Genomic DNA, 18,758 nt, shown 5'->3' on the forward strand with positions numbered 1-18,758 from the left:
CTTCTGTTTTAGTCCGATGTTATTTTATAACGTAATTATAATCGCTTTCTTGACTAAGTTTCCGTCTGCTTTAATGGAGCCTAAGGTGGTCCTGGAAATCACTCGCTTTCCGCGGGCGAGCTGCCGAGCCTCCTCGGGGAAACCACCCTGCGGGGTCTCGTCTACCTCTTTCTCCCGCAGGAGTCTCGCAATTTCCAGGCCCACCTTTGCCAAATGGGGAGAGACGGAAACTCGCCACATTTGGAGAGTATGGGGTCTTAAGGTCTTAAGGTCTTAAGAGCAACTATAAAAAGCGGGTCAGTTCACCTTATTCACGTCAGGGCATGCTTGGGGACTGCGAGACTCCCGCGGGATAAGGAGCCTAGGGGAGACCCCGCAAGGCGGCTTGCCGGCTGAGGAGGCTCCCCAGCTCCCCGCAGGAAAGCGAGTTGTCCCCAAGCCTGCCCAACCACTCTTTTGGCAACGGACCCATCCTGATCAAGTGTCTCAACTTTGATTCGTTCAAGATTACCGCCCTAATCTTGAACGAACCTATTATAAAAAATAACAACAACATGAACAGATCCTAATGAATACATCGTTTCTTTACGTATAACTATTCACTTCCATAAATTTTTATTAGCATTTCATCCGTTATTGTATTAAAATGAATTCTGTTGCATTTTTATGTCGGAAATACTGTGTACCTGGAGGATTAGAACCATGAATTCAAAAAATAAATTTCCATTCAAACCAATGAACCATTTCCTATTTATTATTCCATCTTTTATCGGAATTCTTTTATTTATGACGCCAATAAAATTTGAAGATAGTATCACGATACCCATTGCACACTTTGCATCTAATCTTCAAACAGCGTTGCAAGGTCAGTTACCTGCAATTATGACGTTTATTATTACCGTCACAGCTATTCTGACGCTAATCGCGAAGTTGACAAATGGACAGGCTGTAAAGAAATCACCCTTCTTTACTGGACTTTTATTCGTCCCGTGGTCTTGGACGATCATCCGTTTATTCGGAGCTGTCTTTGCCATTATGACCTTTTACAAGTTAGGTCCAGAAGAAGTGTATTCAGGCGCTACAGGGGGACTTCTGCTAGGCGGAGAGGGTAGTTTGTTACACATCTTATTTACTGTCTTCCTATTCGCAGGAATGTTCTTGCCACTGCTTTTAAATTTCGGACTGCTTGAATTCTTTGGAATTATACTAACGAAAATTATGCGACCGCTCTTTACTCTTCCAGGTCGCTCTTCAATCGACTCGTTAGCGTCTTGGCTTGGAGACGGTACAATTGGAGTCCTGTTAACAAGTAAGCAATATGAAGAAGGGCATTATACAAAGCGTGAGGCTGCTGTTGTAGGGACAACATTCTCAGTCGTTTCGATTACCTTTACTTTAGTTGTCATAGATCAGGTAGGATTGAGTCATTTGTTTGCACCATTCTACGGAACTGTTCTTTTAGCAGGTGTCATTGCAGCGGTGATCATGCCCCGCATACCACCTCTTTCAAGAAAAGAAGATTCATATGTTAGTGGTGAAGAGAAAAAGCCTGAGCCTGGAACGCCAAAAGGCTACAATGCTTTCTCTTGGGGATACTATAAGGCCGTCGAACGTACGAAACACGCGCCAAGCCTTCCTCAGTTTATAAAACAAGGTTGTCAAAATATTTTAGACATGTGGATGGGTGTTGCACCAATCATCATGGCGATCGGAACCGTCACACTCATTATTGCAGAACACACACCGTTCTTCTCATGGATTGGAATGCCTTTCATTCCTCTATTAGAACTGTTGCAAATACCAGAAGCAGCAGCAGCGTCTGAAACGATTCTGGTTGGTTTTGCTGACATGTTCCTTCCAGCTCTACTCGGTAGCTCGATCGAAAGTGAAATGACCCGCTTCATTATCGCTGCCCTTTCTGTTACTCAGCTCATTTATATGTCAGAAGTCGGTGGAGTTGTATTAGGATCTAAGATCCCAATTGACTTTAAAGAGCTATTCATTCTCTTTATTGAACGTACTCTCATTACACTTCCTGTTATTACACTTGTAGCTCATCTGATATTCTAAGAATGTTATATAAAAACCCTTGAAAAGATACGAAACTTTTCGGGGGTTTAATTGTATTCAAAAGGCAGGGGAAGACTCCCCTGCCTTTCTTTATAAAACGTATCCCCCTGAGAGGCAAAGCTTTCATTGGGTACGGTTTACACATTATTGACCAAGTTTTTGAACTACTTTTCGGGCAGCCGCTAAGCTTGATTGTGGGTTTTGTCCCGTTACAAGATTTCCATCTGCTTCAACATGTTCCGTGTAGTTTGGTTCAGCCATGAAAGTAGCGCCGAGCTCTGTCAGTCGGGTCTCTAGAAGGAATGGTACTTTACCGTCTAGTCCTTGGTCCTTCTCTTCCGCGTTGGTGAAGGCTGTTAGGCGCTTACCATCGATGAGTGACTTCCCACTATGATCCGTTACGCCTACAAAAGCGGCAGGACCATGGCATACGGAACCAATTACTTTGTTTTGCTCAAAGAAAGGTTGCAAGGCCTTCTTAATAGCCTCATTATCAGGGAAGTCTACCATTGTGCCATGTCCACCTGGCAGGAACACTCCATTATATTCGTCAGGATTCACATCGCTAAGAGTTGTCGTATCTTTAAGAGGTTCCATTACCCCTTCCCATTCATCTGGCTCCTCGCCAGAAATACTATTGGGATCAATCGGAATTTCGCCACCTGCCACGCTTGCTACGGTAACGTCATATCCTGCTTGTGTAAATTCCATATAGGGTTCAGCAAACTCTGAAAGCCATAAGCCTGTTTGATGATCATCGTCTAGCACACCTGCGTTCGTTACGATCATTAACATTTTATTTGCCACTTTTTACACACTCCTTTTATCGAACACGCTTTTATCTTCGTCTCTACATACTTTATTTACACCAAATGAACGTTTCTAAACGTCATGTTGCATATTGTATACATGTTTAACAAGATGGCATTTGGGAAGGTAACACGTAACCACCCAGCAACCACCCTACACCTCTTTCTATAACAAAAGAAAAGGAGAGTTGAACAGTTGAAACATACACGTCCATATTCTGTTCACCGTAGACATTTAATCATATTTTTTCAGACCCAAGAATGGGTGAAAAATTGGCGTGGAGCCAGGAAGCCGAGTATCCAGACCCTTTCCCTTTTCACTGGATATTCTGAGGAAAGTATTATTGAATCTATGGAATTCGGGCATCCTTCTTTGATTGAGAGAGAGCCAGAATTTCGACACTACGTAAAAAGCACAACAAGCGTGTAATAGGTGGGGGCTGGGTAACTGTCTGATCCCTTTTAAGGAAGTCCTTTATCTGACAGGCAGGCATGGAAAAGAGGCGTCTCTTATTAGAGACGCCTCTTTTTTAATCCATTATTTATATAACAGCCTATTCCCTATGAAGAACCTGAGTGCACCTTCGTAGGATACTTCTTTACCTTCCAGCCTATTGATCTCCATTGAATAATTGGGGAAACAAAGGATACGACAGGTCTAGATACGAAGAGACCCATTAATAAAAGGGAGAACGTCGCTAAATACACTAAATCAAAAGGGGAATAAACGGATATTAAATCATGTTCACGAATAACTTGAATGACGAAACCGTGTAATAAATAGACGTAAAGAGTATAAGCTCCGTACTTTGTCCATGTGTACGTTTTTGTTGGAATCCAAGATAGTACACTAAACGCCATTAGTATGCTTACAATATAAGTTCCGAATCGGATGAGACCTCCCCACTCTGGCATTCCAAGGGTTACATAAGATTTTGATCCAAAGAACCACTCTGTTTCATATGAAGGTCCAAATATAATGGCTAACGCTACAGAAAGCATGACTCCAAGAGCTAGCACTTTGGTTCTTGTTTCACGAAGCCAATTTAACTCTTCTGAACCAATCCAATGACCAATAAGGAAGAACGGGAAGAACACAAATGTTCTTGATAGGCTGAACGAATGATCAATCCCACTCATATATCCAACTAGTACTCCGATTTGAATAGAGATCAATATGGCTACATGCTTAGGCAATCGCCTGTACCAATAAAGCATAATATGCCAACAAAACAGACTAACTAAGAACCATAGCGCCCATTGTGGCTCAAATGGAGGTTTCCACCATCCCGACTTTCCAATTAGAGCATAATAGATTGTATAAATAGCTTGAAAACTTAAATATGGAAGCAGGAGTTTTTTAAATAATTTTCCCACATATGCTTTATTGATATTTGCTTGAGCGAAATAACCTGAAACAATAATAAATGCAGGCATATGAAATGTGTAGACCCATTGGTAAAGCACACTATATATTGAATGTTGATCCTTATACGGCTGAATAACATGACCGAAAACGACAAGGAACATTAGAATCCATTTCGCATTGTCGAAATAGGCTTCCCTTTTCAAAGTAACCCCCTCCTTCAGAACGGTTACTATAGTCATTCGTAAAAGGTGGGGGTTTTAAGGAGGATGTTACCAAATTGTAAGATGCGTAAAATGGAAATGTAATGTTTATTAAGAGGTTTTCTTTGAAGTTGACTTCTGCTCGCTCCCTGTTTTAGCAGACTTCTTCTTCGTTGATTTCTTTTTCGTCTTTTTCTGATTCTTATCAAGAGACTTTTCTAGTGCTTCCATTAGATCTGTCACGTTATCAGGAGTTGGCTTTGGTTCAGCGGTAGATATGTCTTCATTATTTTTCTTAGCTTCTATAAGGTCTAATAGAGCTTGGCGATAATCGTCCTTATACTGTTCAGGATCAAATTCACTTGTTAGCTGTTCTACGAGGGTTTTAGCCGTTTCTAATTCTTTTTTCCCTAATTCTGTTTCTTCTGGAACATTCGGAACTTCTTTCACATCCCTTACTTCATCCGGATAGTGGATCGTCTCCATGACTAATGTGTTCTCATACACTCTTACCATGGCTAACTGTTCCTTAGAACGGATGATGATCTTAGCTACTCCGATTTTTTCCGTATCTAAAAGGGTCTGTCTCAGAAGTGAGTAGGCCTTCGTTCCACCTTCGTCAGGAGAAAGGTAATAACTCTTTTCAAAATAGATGGGATCAATGTCGGATAGTTTTACGAAGTCCATAATTTCAACAGCTTTATTTGACTGTTCTTTCCTTAATTCCTCTAGTTCTTCATCATCCAACACAACAAACTTATTCTTTGCATATTCATACGCCTTCACAATCTCTTCTTTCTCAACTTCTCGTTCACAAACCGGACACGTACGTTCATATTCAATAGGTGACTTACACTCTTCATGGAGCTGACGTAGGCTAATATCTTTGTTTTCTGTTGCGGAGTGTAATTTAACCGGGATGTTCACAAGTCCAAAGCTAATGGTACCTTTCCACATTGTATGCACGCGCTTCACTCTCCTTTTTCTTTTAGCGTTTGCTAACGGGTTTGGTTTTATGTTGAGTGTGAGTAAATCATCTTGTCTTACGTACACTACTATAAAAGGTTTTGTTTTGCCCTAAATGGAGAGACGTTCCGTCAGCTTTAATGTGGCGTAAGGTGGGCCTGCCCTAGCCCTCATACGATAACGGACCCAGCCCTGCCACCGCTTTAGCAAAGCCGCAAAGCCATATAATAAAGGAGGTTCTTATGTTGCAGCCAATGCTTCCAACACTTTCATATGACATACCAACAGGAGAGGATTGGATATATGAGGTTAAATATGATGGGTTCAGAGCCTTGCTTCATTGGACGGAGGATGGTGTGACGTTGATGAGCCGGAATGGGAATGATTTGTCTGATCGTTTTCCTGAGATTATTAATGAGTTTTCAAAGCAGACTTCTTCTGTAAAAGAGAGCCTTCCTCTTTTATTAGACGGAGAGGTCTGTATACTGAACACACCTTTTCAAAGTCACTTTCCCTTGTTGCAGAAGCGAAATCGAATGAGAAGTGAGCAATCTATTGCACAAGCTGCTGAGCAACGTCCTGCGACTTTTTTAGCATTTGACCTCCTCAAGGAAAAAGGAAAATCCTATACGAACTCTCCTTATCATGAAAGACGAGAAATGCTTGTGGAGTGGAAGCATTGTGTACATGTTGTGGACAGTTATTCGGACGCTCGAGAAGTACAAGATCTTGTCTTTTTACATAGGGGAGAGGGATTGGTCGCTAAAAATAAAAAGAGCTTATACAAAGAAGGGGAAAGAAGTGAAGATTGGATCAAAATTAAAAATTGGAGAACGATTCAAGCTTTCTTAACAGCCTATAAGCCTGAGAACGGTTATTTCACAGCTTCTGTGTATAACGGGGATAACATTGTGGATGCAGGATCTGTGAAGCATGGTCTGTCCACAGAGGATCAACAAACTCTTCAAACTTTCTTTACAAATAAAGGGGAGAAAAGCGGAAAAGTATATACGCTTGAGCCGAGCATCTGTGTGGGGATCCACTGCCTTCATGCCCAGAAGAACGATCTACGCGAGCCTATGTTTTCTTCATTTTTGCTTGAGTTATCCCCAGAAGAATGTACGAGGGAACAAATCGAGTGGGATTTAGCCCTTTTTCCACATGTGGACTATTCAAATACAGAGAAAATACTGTGGAAAGACTCCCATTTTCAAAAAAGACATCTCCTCTTATATTTAAGGAAGATTGCTCCTTACATGCTTCCATTTTTAAAAGATAAGAAATTAACGGTTATTCGATTTCCTGATGGAATTGATCAAGAGTCATTCTTCCAAAAGCACTTGCCAGATTATGCGCCAGACTATGTAAATCGTATAGAGGGCTCCGAGGAAACCTACATGGTTTGTAACGATTTGAACTCTCTACTCTGGCATGGAAATCAAGGTGCCATTGAATATCACATCCCATTTGGGACTGCACAAGCATCAGCCCCAGATGAGATCGTTTTTGATCTTGATCCTCCGGAACGAGAATCCTTCTCCCTGGCTATAAAGGCTGCCAACCTTCTTAAAATCATTTTTGACCGACTGAACCTTGAAGCTTTTGTGAAAACGAGTGGTGGCAAGGGAATGCAAATTCACATTCCAATCCAAGCAGGAAGTTTAACATATGGAGAAACCCGCTTATTCACTGAACATGTGGCACAATTACTCATTAACCAGGAGCCAGATCTTTTTACAATCGAGCGATTAAAGAAAAAGCGAGGGAACAGACTTTACATTGATTACGTCCAACACGCAGAAGGAAAGACCATCGTCGCCCCCTATTCACCACGCGGCCGTGAAGGCGCAAGCGTAGCAACACCTCTCTACTGGTCAGAAGTGAATGAATCATTAGATCCTTCAGATTTTCACATTGGAAACGTTTCGGAACGTGTGGAAACTAGAGGATGCCCATTCGCCTCCTACCAAAAAGCACGTGAAACGCAGGATTTACAGTTGGTTAAAGAACTCATCGAGGAAGATTAGTTAAGGGTTGGTCCGTTAGCGTATGGGAAGGCTAGGGCAGGCTTGGGGACAACTCGCTTTCCTGCGGGGAGCTGGCAAGCCTCCTCGTTCGCTATCGCTCTCTGTGGGGTCTTGCCTAGGCTCCTTATCCCGCGGGAGTCTCGCAGTCCCCAAGCCTGCCCTGATGTTAATAAAGTGAACGGACCCGCTGATTGTAGATGCCTCTCCCCAATCGCCATATATGGCTCGTTTCCGTCTTTGCACATTTGGCAAAGGTGGGCCTGGAAACTGCGAGACTCCTGCGGGAGAAAGAGTTAGACGAGACCCCGCAGGGTGGTTTTCCCGAGGAGGCTCGACAGCTCGCCCGCGGAAAGCGAGTGGTTTCCAGGCCCACCTTACGCTCCATTAATGCTGACGGAAACGTCTCTATTTAACTCAAAAAAAGACCTCGTATTGGAACGAGGTCTTTCTACATTTATTTACTTACCGCTACTTCACTGCGGGTTCTGGTCATTGAAAATACAGCTGTTCCAAGAGCGATTACTATGAAAATCCCGCCCACTGTTGCGTTGTATTCTACGGATGATCTTTCAATGACAATACTTCCAATCGACGATCCAAGGGCAATTCCTAGGTGAAGTGCTGAGTTGTTTAAGCTCTGCTGAATGTCTGAAGATTCAGGGGCTGATTCGATTAGATAGCTCTGCTGCGCTGGTGTTACGGCCCAGCTGAGCATACTCCAGATGACCATTACGATTAAGAAGAGTGGGAATGAGAATGTTGTATAAGGAATTAGGAAAATCGAAACCGCAAATACGGCAATAATCCCTAATACAGAAGGTTTTGTACCAAAGCGATCAGCTAACATACCACCGACACCCCCGCCTAGTACGGCTGCTACACCAAATATAAGGTACACGATACTAACCCACGTTCCATTTAGACCCATTGTCGTTTTTAAGAAAGGAGTTAAATACCCGTACAACGTCAAATGGCCTGCAAGAAAAAGAAACGAGGTCATTTGAGCAAACAAGATTTTGTTATCTTTCAACGTCTTCAGTTGCTCTTTCATCGGAATCGAAGGTTTAGGTGCAATACGTTCCATAAAGAAATAAACCCCGGCCATTGAAAGCAACGTTAAACCTGTAATCAGGATAAAAGGAGCACGCCATCCAAATGCGTTCCCAAGCATTAATCCAAATGGAACGCCTAATACGAGCGAACCGCTGATTCCCATAAACACAATCCCAATTGCTCGTGCTCGGTATGCTTCACTTACAATGTTAGATGCAAGCGTCACACAAAGAACGACAAGCAATGCACCACTAGCAGCTGAAACCATTCTAGCTGCCATCAAAATCGAATAAGATGGAGAAAATACAGCAATTAAATTCCCTATCAAGAAGACAACAAGTGTCCATAAGGTCAGTTTCTTCCGTTCAATTTTAGCAGTTAAAGCCAATAGGATGGGGCCAGCAATAGCAAATACAACTGAAAAAATAGAAATCAATAGACCTGCTTTTCCTACTGAAACACCAAGATCTCCTGCTACTAAATCTAAAATACCACCTATAATAAGTTCGACCATGCCCACTACAAAGGCTACGATCGTTAACAGATATACACGCTTATCCAAGATGTCTCGTCCTCTCCATTTAAGTTACCACTATCATGGTAACTTTAAAATCTAAAAAGCACAAGACCCAAATCTCTCCACCTATGCATCAAGGTTTCACGAGGTTCAGATCGCGGCTCAAACCACAGTCTTCATGAATCCCTTGCTTCCCCCTACTAAACAGTAGATCTTAAAACGAAATCTGCGCTAGGTATGCTAAGATAGAACTAACGACTAGAACGTAAGGAGCTAATGAACCATGCTTCAACCATTTGGATTTACACAGTATGAAAGCAAAGTATATGAGGCACTCATTTCTGTTAATGAGCCTTTGGACGCGACAGGGGTTGTGAAGCGTTCAGGCATTCCGCGCTCGAAGGTATATGAAGTGCTTCAACGCATGAGTGAAAAAGGAATGATTTTAGAGTCAACTGTGGATAAGAAAAGGCAATATACTGCCTTACCCATTGAATCGACAATCGACAAGCTAAAATCTGACTTTGAAGCCAACGTCGAGCATTTGAGAAATGTTCCTATAACAGAGGCCCCGTCAGATGATCGAGTATGGACATTGAAGGATGACCAATCGATTCAAGCTGTTCAAAAAGAAATGATTAAAGGGGCAAAGGAATCGATTATCATTTCAGGCTGGGCAGATGATTTGCGTGTTCACCTCCCCATTCTTGAACAATTTGACCGAAACGGAGGACACGTGGAAATTCATACGATTGGCGAATTGGATACCAGCATTGCTGATGTATCGGTTTTAGTTCCGAATTCCATGCACGAAGCATTAGAAAGAAGCCGTATTCTAATTATTGATAACCAGGAAATGATTTTTGCTGGTATTGAACAAAACGCGTGGCAAGCCATTCAGACTCAATCTCGTCCTCTCGTTACATTCTTCAAAGAATTTTTCTATCATGATGTTGCTTTAACGGAAATTACTAAAAAATATAGCAATACGATTTTAGAGGACCCTTCCATTCGAGAGTTACTGTTAAAGTTGCGCTATTAACCTAAAAATCCCGTCCATTTATAAATGGACGGGATTTCGTTTTACGCATGCTTATTCTGTAAAGCCATCGGTCTCCTAAAAACCTAAACAACCCAACCGCGTGCGTACATTGCATCACCCAGACGTTTCACCGCTAAGTAGAACGCCGCGTGGCGCATGCTTTTATCAATTTCTTCCTTCATGTCATACACTTCTTGAAAGGCAATGGACATGTCTTTCTCTAAGCGTTCATTGACGACCTCTTTTGCCCAATGGTCGTGCATATCGTTTTGCATCCATTCAAAGGCAGAGACCATAACGCCTCCTGCGTTACACAGGATGTCAGGGATAACAAACACGCCATTTTCGGCTAAAATATCGTCCCCTTTTTCTGTAGTCGGGCCATTTGCTGCTTCGGCCACAATCTTCGCTTTAATCTTTGGCGCTGTTTCTTCCGTAATCTGGTTTTCAAGCGCTGCAGGAATGAAAATATCACAATCTATATCAAAGATTTCTTTCGGGTCTTTTTCTTCTGCGTATCCTTTTAGAGATTGATTGTTTTCCATATATTCAAGCATGTCAGGAATATCAAGGCCATTTTCGTCATAAACGAGCGTATCCACGTCAGCTACGGCCGTGATTTTCATGCCTTTTTCTGAAAGAGATTTGGCTGTAACAGAACCTACATTGCCGAATCCTTGAATGGCGACTTTTGCCTGATCAGCTTCCATATCTAACTTCTTCAAGGCTTCTAATATATTTATAACCACGCCTTTTCCAGTCGCTTCTACACGCCCTTCAGATCCCCCTATCACTGGAGGTTTCCCTGTAATAAATCCAGGTATATTACGTCCTCTTAATTTAAAGAATTCGTCCATCATCCAGCCCATAACACGTCCATTTGTATTAACATCAGGTGCCGGGATGTCTTTCTGTGGGCCTATAACAGGTTCAATCTGCTGGATGTATTGGCGGCTTAGTTGTTGAAGCTCGCGTTTAGAGAGTGTACTAGGATCAATTTGAACGCCACCTTTTGCTCCCCCAAAAGGAAGTTTTAAAATAGCAGTTTTCATCGTCATCCACATGGAAAGGGCCACAACTTCTTCCTCACTTACATTTTCGTGAAAGCGAATGCCTCCCTTACCTGGTCCAAGTAGATCGCTATGAACAGAGCGAAAGCCTGTGTAGGTTTCTACAGTACCGTCATCCTTCTCAAGGGGGATCGATACTTTAATGCAGTGCTTCGGTTCCTTTAAGATTTGGTAGACTGAAGAGGATAAATCTAACTCTTCTACTACCTCGTTGATCTGTTTACTAAGCCAATCTAATGTACTCACAGAGGTCACTCCTTCGTCTTAGTCTATAAGACCTCTTCCCAAAGTGGACGCTCCCGAAACCAAATTATGGTTCTCTTCTTAAAAAATTAAGAAAACGCTTCACCAGATTGTCCTTCTGCTCAGGTTTGGATTGGGGTTTATGTTCTTGTAAAAAAATCTCCTCACAGTCGACCGCATGCTCGTAAGTAAGAACTGCTCCTAGATCTGAATTTGCTTCTCTGTTATTAACGACTGTATACCCCAGTCCATATTTCAAAGCTAAATCACGATAATTCTTGTAGTAGCGAGAACTAATCTTACCGTTTATCAAAAGATGTGCTTCTTTATTGTTTGCGATCTTCTCTTCCATGTCTTTTATACCTTTTTTCTTCATAACCTGACCTTTAGTAAGGGCAAAAACTACTCGTTCTCGAATGGTTCCTAAGAAACGCTTCCTCTCAGACGGCTTCGTCTCAGGTGTTCCATAAATTCCATTTTGCAGATAATCTTCTACTTGTTTGTCACTCATGTTCCTCATCCTTTGTTTCTGTTCTGGTATTTAGATTCCCCGAATATCCGGGAACCATGTGAGTCCTTTCACTATGTATCTTCTGTTAATTTCTTATTTGTTCCATATAAGTATATGAACCAGTATAACGTTTTTGTTTACTTGGGATGAGATAAGGATTGCCGGGGAAAACACTCGCTTTCCTGTGGACGAACTCCCGAGCTTCCTCGTTCGCATACGCTCTCTGCGGGATCTCGGAAGCCCGTTTTTCCACGGGAGTCTCGCATTTTCCCCGGCAACCCTTTGCGTTATCAGATTAAACAAAAACGTCGCCATATCACTTTTATAATCTCCAGCAATTAAGCTACAGGGTCGTTTACCAAACCAGGTAAGTACAATCTAGGTGACTACGAGAATCCCGCGGGAAAGCGAGTTGTCCCCAAGTCTGCCCAAGCGCTTATATGGTAACGACCCTATCTGGACTAATCTACCTCAGCTACAATTCTTAATAAAATCTGTTATAAAAATAACAACATTAAACTTTATCGGAGCCTAAGGAAAAGAAGAAAAGCCCAAACACAGGGCTTGGGCTTTTCGTTTATTCTTTATTCTTTATTCAAAATCGATGGCCCAGTTTCCGTTGCGGAAGATTGGCTCGGTTGTACCGTCTTCATAGACACCGTCGATATCCATATCGGATGAACCCATCATAAAGTCTTCGTGTACCATACTTTCGTTGACACCATGTTTGGCTTTCTCGTCTTCGCTCATATTAGATCCGCCTTCTACGTTCGTAGGATAGGCGCCACCTAAGGCTAAGTGACATGAAGCATTCTCATCATATAACGTGTTGAAGAAGATCAGACCTGACTGGGATATAGGAGAGTGGTGTGGGACTAGTGCTACTTCTCCTAAACGACGGGCTCCTTCGTCTGTATCAAGGAGTAGTTTTAACGTCTCTTCTCCCTCTTCTGCCTTAAAGTCTACAACTTTTCCGTTATCAAATGTTAGTGTGAAGTTTTCAATTAGATTACCTGCATAATTTAATGGTTTCGTGCTCGTAACGGTACCATTGATGCCTTCTTTATGTGGCATTGTAAATACCTCTTCAGTAGGCATATTTGGATTAAACTTCACTCCGTCTTGAGATTTTGTATCGCCTCCATGCCAAATGTGGTTATCAACGAGCTGTACAGATAGATCTGTGCCAGGGGCTTTGTATACAAGCTTTTTATACTGCTTTTCATTTAAATAAGCACGAGCTTTGCGTAATGTCGCGTTATGCTCTTCCCAGGCTGCGATTGGGTCTTCCTGATCAATCCTTGTAATCTTAAAGATTTGATCCCATAACTGATCGATTGCTTCCTCTTCAGTAGCATTAGGATAAACCTTCTTCGCCCAGTTTACAGTAGGAACAGATACGATTGACCACGTGATTTTATCATTCATCACATACTCCTGGTATTCTTTCATTGCCTGTCCGCCTGCCTTATTGGCTGCAGCGACACGAGTTGGGTCGATGTCTTTTAATAGATCAGGGTTAGGAGCATAAATCGAAAGAACAGAAGCACCGTCTTTTGCATAACTCATAACCTCATCCACTTTCCATCCTGGAACAGTCTCTAATACTTCCATTGGAGCGTTTTTCATCTTCAAGTAAGTTAGGTCTTCATCAGACCAACGAACGTGTACATCTTTAGCTCCTGCTTCATACGCTCGCTTTGCTACAATACGAACAAACTCAGCATTTTCTACGCTAGAATTAATGACTAGAGCTTGTCCTTCTTGTAAGTTAACACCCGTATGTATCGCAAGATCAGCATATTTTTGCAACTGTTGTTCTGTTGGCTTCATCGTAACATTCCCTCCATCAATCGCTTTTTTCTTATTATTTCATATTTTCAAAACCTTGCCTAGTAAAGGGGACTTTGGCAAGGTTTTATCCTTCATTAGGAGTCCTTTTGTTTTTCAAAAACTTCAATCGCCCGTTTGCGCATTGTTTTATGATCGACACTTGGTTCAGGATAATCTTCACCTATTTTGCAATTGTATTTCTCCTGCTCTTCTGCTGACATCTTAGAAGGTTCATGGATATACTTCTTAGGTACATCTTTTAGTTGAGGAAGATAGGATTTGATGAATTCTCCTTCTGGGTCAAAACGTTCAGACTGTCGGGTTGGATTAAATACGCGAAAGTACGGAACAGCATCTGTGCCGGTAGATGCCGCCCATTGCCATCCCCCTATGTTTGAAGAAGCATCATAATCAATAAGACGCTCTTCAAAATAGCGTTCTCCTTTTCGCCAATCAACTAGATAGTCTTTCGTCAAGAAGGAAGCTACGACCATCCGCAGACGATTGTGCATCCAGCCAATCGTATTCAACTGCCGCATGGCTGCATCCACGATCGGATAACCTGTCTGGCCCTCTTTCCATTTCTCAAAGTAATCTTCATCCTGATTCCAATCGATGCCTTGATACTGTTCACTCACTTCCTCATGCTTACTGTTTGGATAGATGTAGTGAATCATATTATAAAAATCACGCCAGGCAATTTCAGAGATGTACGTTTCTAATCCTTTTGATTCCCCACCTTTCTCCTCTTTCACTTCCATCGCTTTATGATAGACCGTGCGGGGAGAAAGCACACCATTTTTTAAATATGGCGAGATCATACTTGTAGCGTTCTTCGCAGGAAAGTCACGATTCTCTTCATAATGGTGCACCTTATTGTGGAGAAAATGGGCGAGCCGCTGAATGGCTGAGCGCTCTCCTATATGCTTCCATTCTCTCGTGCACTTTGAAAGCAAATCTCGGAAAGCTTCCTCCCCTTCCTGAAATTGATCTGTGAAATCCACTCCTAACTCTGAAAGCTTCTTCTTATCAACAGAAAACACTGCAGGCTTATCTAAAGAGGACCACATTCGGTAATAAGGTGTAAATACTTTGTAATAGCCGCCATCCTTTTTATGAACTTCTTCAACTCCATGAATATGCGCATCTACAAAGCTTTCAACTTGTATGTCTTGAGCTTCCAGCCACTTATTAACCGATTGATCGCGCTCTCGTCCAAAACCAACTTCATCTTTATTATAAAATACGGATTGAACCGTAAAGTCTTGATCAAGTAATTGCTGAAATGCTTCTTCCACTTCCCCTGTAATAAAATGAATCGGAAACTGATAATAAGCAGCTTGATGAACAAGATCTTCTAGAGTCCTGAAGAAATAATCATGACGAATCGTAAACTCATCGTTTAGAGACGGATGTATATGAAACAAACCCATCACTTTAGCCCCTGATTGTTCAGCGTCTTTCAGTGCATAATATAACGCCTTATGATCACTCAAACGTAAATCCTGCCGAAACCATACCACATTTACCTTATTCATAAGGCACCTCCTATACCAATCTATACCCTCATCCTAACCAATCCGCATCCCCCACATAAACTCTCAATGCGTCCCCTGGCACAACAGCATTACCATTTCCCTTTAAAGCAGCAGAGCGTGCCAGACACCCTGCCGTTCGCTAAAGCGGTAAAGGGTGTCTGGCACGCTGTATTGCTCTAGTGTGGTAAAGGTTTTTGGGTTAGGTGTTGGATTGGATGAGTTGTTGAAAGATGGTGGTGGCTTTGGTGTGCATGGGTTTTTGGCGTAATAAAATGGAGAAGCTTCGTTTTAGAGTCGCTTCTGGTATATCAATGATTGCAAGGCTATCCATAGCAATCTCTTTTCGTATGGTCCATAACGATAAGAAGGTGACACCAAGTCCTGCTTCTACTGATTCTTTAATAATTTGAGTGCTACCAAACTCCATGCGCTCTATTGGTGATATGGAGAGATTATGAAACATTCGTTCTGTTGCTTCACGGGTTCCTGAACCCCTTTCCCTCGTAATCCATATAGCTTGTTCTACATCACTCAACGTTACATGTTCCTTCTTCGCCAAAGGATGATTGATGGAGGCTACAATTTTCATTTCATCCTCAGCAAATGGATGAGGATTAATAGAGGGTTCATCCACATCACCTTCTACAATTCCGATATCAAGCTCCATATTTGCTACTTGCTTTGCGATATCCTGTGTGTTCCCAATATTGATACTTGGGTGAATAGAAGGATACTCTTTCCGCATTTTTGCAATAATACGAGGTAGTACATATTCTCCAAACGTGTAGCTTGCTCCAATGGATAGCTCACCTTTTGGTTCATTAAACAACTCATGAATTAAATGATACATCGTGTCTTGGTGACCAATCATTTGCTTAGCGTGTTCATAAACGATCTCTCCTGCTTTTGTCGGTACTATTTTTTTATAATTACGGTCCAATAACTGTACACCCATTTTAGACTCAAGGGACTTAATGTACTGACTTACTGCAGGTTGTGTCATATATAAGGATTCAGCCGCTTTAGAGAAACCTTTTTGCTCCACTACAGTAATAAATACTTTATATGTATCATTCACCTTTATCACCTCTCTACTATAAGTGTTTACTTATAATCTATATTAACATGATTTATTTAACTTATACCCGTAAGGAGCGTAACATAAATGAACGGAGGTGCACGTTATGTATACATTCTTATCCCGTTATCCATTCTTAGGTGGAATCGGATTTACTTTTATATTAGCTACTATGGGCGTTCTCCTTGCAGGGCTTCCAGGGTTTCAATATATAGGGGCTTTAGCTACATCCATTCTTTTGGCGATTGTGTTTCGCCAAGCATTTGGTTATCCAACTGCCCTTCAGTCCGGTCTACAATTCTCAACAAAAAAATTGCTTCGGGTGGCCATTATTTTATTTGGCTTAAAGCTCAACATAGATGTTGTGTTAAATGAAGGTCTTGGCTTACTAGCCAAAGGAGCTGGCACGATTATTGTAGCCATTGTCGTAACGATGGTTTTATCAAGATGGCTCAAAGGTAACTGGATGATCTCCATGTTACTTGCAGTCGGTACCGGTGTGTGCGGAGCTGCAGCGATTGCGGCAGTATCCCCCATTTTAAAATCAAAGGAAGAAGATACCGCATTGAGCGTTGGAATTATTGCTCTTGTAGGAACAGTGTTTGGGATTGCCTACACGATTGTCGGTCCTTTTCTTCCAATTACATCTGAACAATACGGTATATGGTCAGGCTTGAGCTTACATGAAATCGCACACGTGGCACTGGCTGCTGAACCAGCTGGTGAAGATTCGCTTGGTATGGCACTTCTTGCTAAGTTAGGACGCGTTTTACTTCTGATTCCCCTTTCTTTCATCCTTGTATTTTGGATGCGTCGGAAGCATCATGATGATGCTCAAGCACAGGTTAACTTCCCTTGGTTTCTAATTGGTTTTATCATTATGAGTGTAATTGGAACATACGTTTTGGGAGAAGTAATTCCAACTTCCGAAGCTTTCTTAAAGGGCGTGTCAAACATCACTACATTCTTATTAGCAATGGCAATGAGCGGCTTAGGACTAAATGTAAGCATAGCTAGTATTAAATCAAAAGCGATGCGACCACTTGCAGCTATGCTAATAACATCCATTTTCTTATCCATCATCACTTATTTTGCGTTATAAAATAGAACCGGGACATTCGCCCTTCCCCTTTTAATGAAAACGCATATGGTATGAAAGAGTACTATATTTCAATTTAAAGAGGTGGAACACATGTCTCAAAATTATGGTGGAGGATTCGCCTTAGTCGTTGTGTTATTTATTCTTCTTATCATCATCGGTGCGGGCGCGTTCAGCGGCGGATACGGATACTAAAATGAAAAAAGCGGGCGCTCCTTCCTAAAGGGGCGTCCGCTTTTCTTATGATCCATCTCCACCGCCTGCTACTACGGCTGAGCTACTTGCTAGCACAGCAACCATAGCCGCCTGCTGTGCTTGAACAATTGCTTCTATTGCTGTGTATAAATTCGTCTCTGTTACATTTGTGTCTTCTGTAATTTCACTAACGACTATATTTGTCGTGATTTTTACGTTCATGTCCGGATACCATTTAAATAGTTTCTCCTTATCAAGCTTACTAGAAAGTTGCTTTACAGTGCTAACATGCGATGCTCCGTTTTCTATTAGAGAAAGCATACCCATTTCCGGATAATACGCTTGCTTTCCTTTTAAGCGAAAATCTACAAAAGTTGATTTCACCTTTTGAACTCGCTCCACGAGAATCTTCTCTGACTCCTCTGAAGGGAGGGCGAGGATATGACTTAGAAATTGCAGCTGATTCCCTTTCGTAAACCCATTCTCATTTAAATGAGCATAAAAGGCCTCCACATAATTAATGAGGGCATCCTCCTCTTTATCCACTTCCCCTAACAGAACAGACAGCGGGTAGTCCGTGTTCGTTGTAAGAAATGGGTGTTCTACGCGCATTCCCTTATAGATTGACCGTGCACGCTGAACAAGCGGAAGATTAAGTTCTCCATGTTTTAAAAAATGTACCATAGCGGCAATATAGGTGAATACCCCACGCTGGAATCTCTGATCCACGAAAGCCTCATACACTTCTAAGTACTTATGAAACATTTCTTTAGGGGTATCAAAATGAATATCAAGCATCGCGGCTGTTGTAAATCTAGTCTGAGATTTTAAAGTTGAAAACAAACCTACTTCATCTTTAATATACTCACTCATATCTAAGAATCGATCCATATTAAACTCTTTCTCATTCACGACATACATGGAAGCAATCATCATATAGGTTTGATTATTTGAAACAGACCACTTTATCTTCCTCTTTAACTGACTCACGATCTCTATGTATCTCTCCATTTTACGCTCTAAACGTTGCTGATCCATTCAAACACGCTCCTTACCGTTCGGTTACTACTATAATGTACGAGCGTATTCTGGATTTTGTTTCAAAAAATAGAAAAAGGAGGCCAATTGGCCCCCTTTT

15 protein-coding genes are annotated in these 18,758 nt (G+C 41.8%); 5 read left to right on the forward strand and 10 right to left on the reverse strand.

Features of this window, described 5'->3' with window-relative positions; translation table 11 throughout:
- The first annotated feature begins 702 nt into the window (after nucleotides 1–702).
- Nucleotides 703–2,070: a YjiH family protein gene (locus tag IMZ31_RS17900; RefSeq protein WP_207528596.1), complete on the forward strand. Its 1,368-nt coding sequence runs from the start codon at nucleotides 703–705 to the stop codon at nucleotides 2,068–2,070.
- Nucleotides 2,071–2,214: 144 nt separating this feature from the next.
- Here IMZ31_RS17900 and IMZ31_RS17905 read toward each other — a convergent pair whose 3' ends face one another.
- The 3 genes from IMZ31_RS17905 to IMZ31_RS17915 form a co-directional block, all read right to left on the reverse strand.
- Entirely contained in the window at nucleotides 2,215–2,877 is a 663-nt protein-coding gene (locus tag IMZ31_RS17905) for a type 1 glutamine amidotransferase domain-containing protein (protein WP_207528597.1), read from the reverse strand.
- Nucleotides 2,878–3,440: 563 nt separating this feature from the next.
- Nucleotides 3,441–4,451, reverse strand: coding sequence for an acyltransferase family protein (locus IMZ31_RS17910; protein ID WP_207528598.1), 1,011 nt, complete (start codon nucleotides 4,449–4,451; stop codon nucleotides 3,441–3,443).
- Between the two features lie 108 nt (nucleotides 4,452–4,559).
- Complete coding sequence (locus tag IMZ31_RS17915; RefSeq protein WP_207528599.1) at nucleotides 4,560–5,414, reverse strand: non-homologous end joining protein Ku; 855 nt, start codon at nucleotides 5,412–5,414, stop codon at nucleotides 4,560–4,562.
- A gap of 242 nt (nucleotides 5,415–5,656) precedes the next feature.
- Between IMZ31_RS17915 and IMZ31_RS17920 the strand changes: the two genes are divergently transcribed.
- A complete protein-coding gene (locus tag IMZ31_RS17920; RefSeq protein ID WP_207528600.1) occupies nucleotides 5,657–7,441 on the forward strand; it encodes a DNA ligase D in 1,785 nt (594 codons plus the stop codon).
- 454 nt (nucleotides 7,442–7,895) lie between these two features.
- On the opposite strand, the gene IMZ31_RS17925 is transcribed toward IMZ31_RS17920, so the two are convergent.
- On the reverse strand, nucleotides 7,896–9,056 hold the full coding sequence (locus IMZ31_RS17925) for an MFS transporter (protein WP_207528601.1): 1,161 nt from the start codon (nucleotides 9,054–9,056) through the stop codon (nucleotides 7,896–7,898).
- Between the two features lie 238 nt (nucleotides 9,057–9,294).
- On the opposite strand from IMZ31_RS17925, the gene IMZ31_RS17930 reads away from it, so the two are divergent.
- Nucleotides 9,295–10,053: a TrmB family transcriptional regulator gene (locus IMZ31_RS17930; protein ID WP_207528602.1), complete on the forward strand. Its 759-nt coding sequence runs from the start codon at nucleotides 9,295–9,297 to the stop codon at nucleotides 10,051–10,053.
- Between the two features lie 83 nt (nucleotides 10,054–10,136).
- Here the strand turns inward: IMZ31_RS17930 and IMZ31_RS17935 are convergent, their stop codons facing one another.
- The 5 genes from IMZ31_RS17935 to IMZ31_RS17955 all read right to left on the reverse strand — a co-directional run bounded on the left by IMZ31_RS17935 (nucleotide 10,137) and on the right by IMZ31_RS17955 (nucleotide 16,326).
- On the reverse strand, nucleotides 10,137–11,369 hold the full coding sequence (locus IMZ31_RS17935; protein WP_242705607.1) for a Glu/Leu/Phe/Val family dehydrogenase: 1,233 nt from the start codon (nucleotides 11,367–11,369) through the stop codon (nucleotides 10,137–10,139).
- Between the two features lie 64 nt (nucleotides 11,370–11,433).
- Nucleotides 11,434–11,877 carry a YueI family protein gene (locus tag IMZ31_RS17940; RefSeq protein ID WP_207528604.1) on the reverse strand — a complete coding sequence of 148 codons (444 nt, stop codon included), beginning with the start codon at nucleotides 11,875–11,877 and terminating at the stop codon, nucleotides 11,434–11,436.
- A 591-nt stretch (nucleotides 11,878–12,468) separates the two neighbouring features.
- Nucleotides 12,469–13,710 carry an aminopeptidase gene (locus IMZ31_RS17945; RefSeq protein WP_207528605.1) on the reverse strand — a complete coding sequence of 414 codons (1,242 nt, stop codon included), beginning with the start codon at nucleotides 13,708–13,710 and terminating at the stop codon, nucleotides 12,469–12,471.
- A gap of 95 nt (nucleotides 13,711–13,805) precedes the next feature.
- Nucleotides 13,806–15,248, reverse strand: a complete 1,443-nt coding sequence (locus tag IMZ31_RS17950) for a cryptochrome/photolyase family protein (protein WP_207528606.1) — start codon at nucleotides 15,246–15,248, stop codon at nucleotides 13,806–13,808.
- A gap of 199 nt (nucleotides 15,249–15,447) precedes the next feature.
- A complete protein-coding gene (locus IMZ31_RS17955; protein ID WP_207528607.1) occupies nucleotides 15,448–16,326 on the reverse strand; it encodes a LysR family transcriptional regulator in 879 nt (292 codons plus the stop codon).
- Nucleotides 16,327–16,432: 106 nt separating this feature from the next.
- On the opposite strand from IMZ31_RS17955, the gene IMZ31_RS17960 reads away from it, so the two are divergent.
- Nucleotides 16,433–17,428, forward strand: coding sequence for a YeiH family protein (locus IMZ31_RS17960; RefSeq protein WP_207528608.1), 996 nt, complete (start codon nucleotides 16,433–16,435; stop codon nucleotides 17,426–17,428).
- Between the two features lie 90 nt (nucleotides 17,429–17,518).
- Nucleotides 17,519–17,620 carry a YjcZ family sporulation protein gene (locus IMZ31_RS17965; RefSeq protein ID WP_188650714.1) on the forward strand — a complete coding sequence of 34 codons (102 nt, stop codon included), beginning with the start codon at nucleotides 17,519–17,521 and terminating at the stop codon, nucleotides 17,618–17,620.
- Between the two features lie 45 nt (nucleotides 17,621–17,665).
- Here IMZ31_RS17965 and IMZ31_RS17970 read toward each other — a convergent pair whose 3' ends face one another.
- On the reverse strand, nucleotides 17,666–18,658 hold the full coding sequence (locus IMZ31_RS17970) for a DUF4003 family protein (protein WP_207528609.1): 993 nt from the start codon (nucleotides 18,656–18,658) through the stop codon (nucleotides 17,666–17,668).
- Nucleotides 18,659–18,758 lie beyond the last annotated feature (100 nt).

The sequence above is a fragment of the Pontibacillus sp. ALD_SL1 genome (assembly GCF_017355605.1).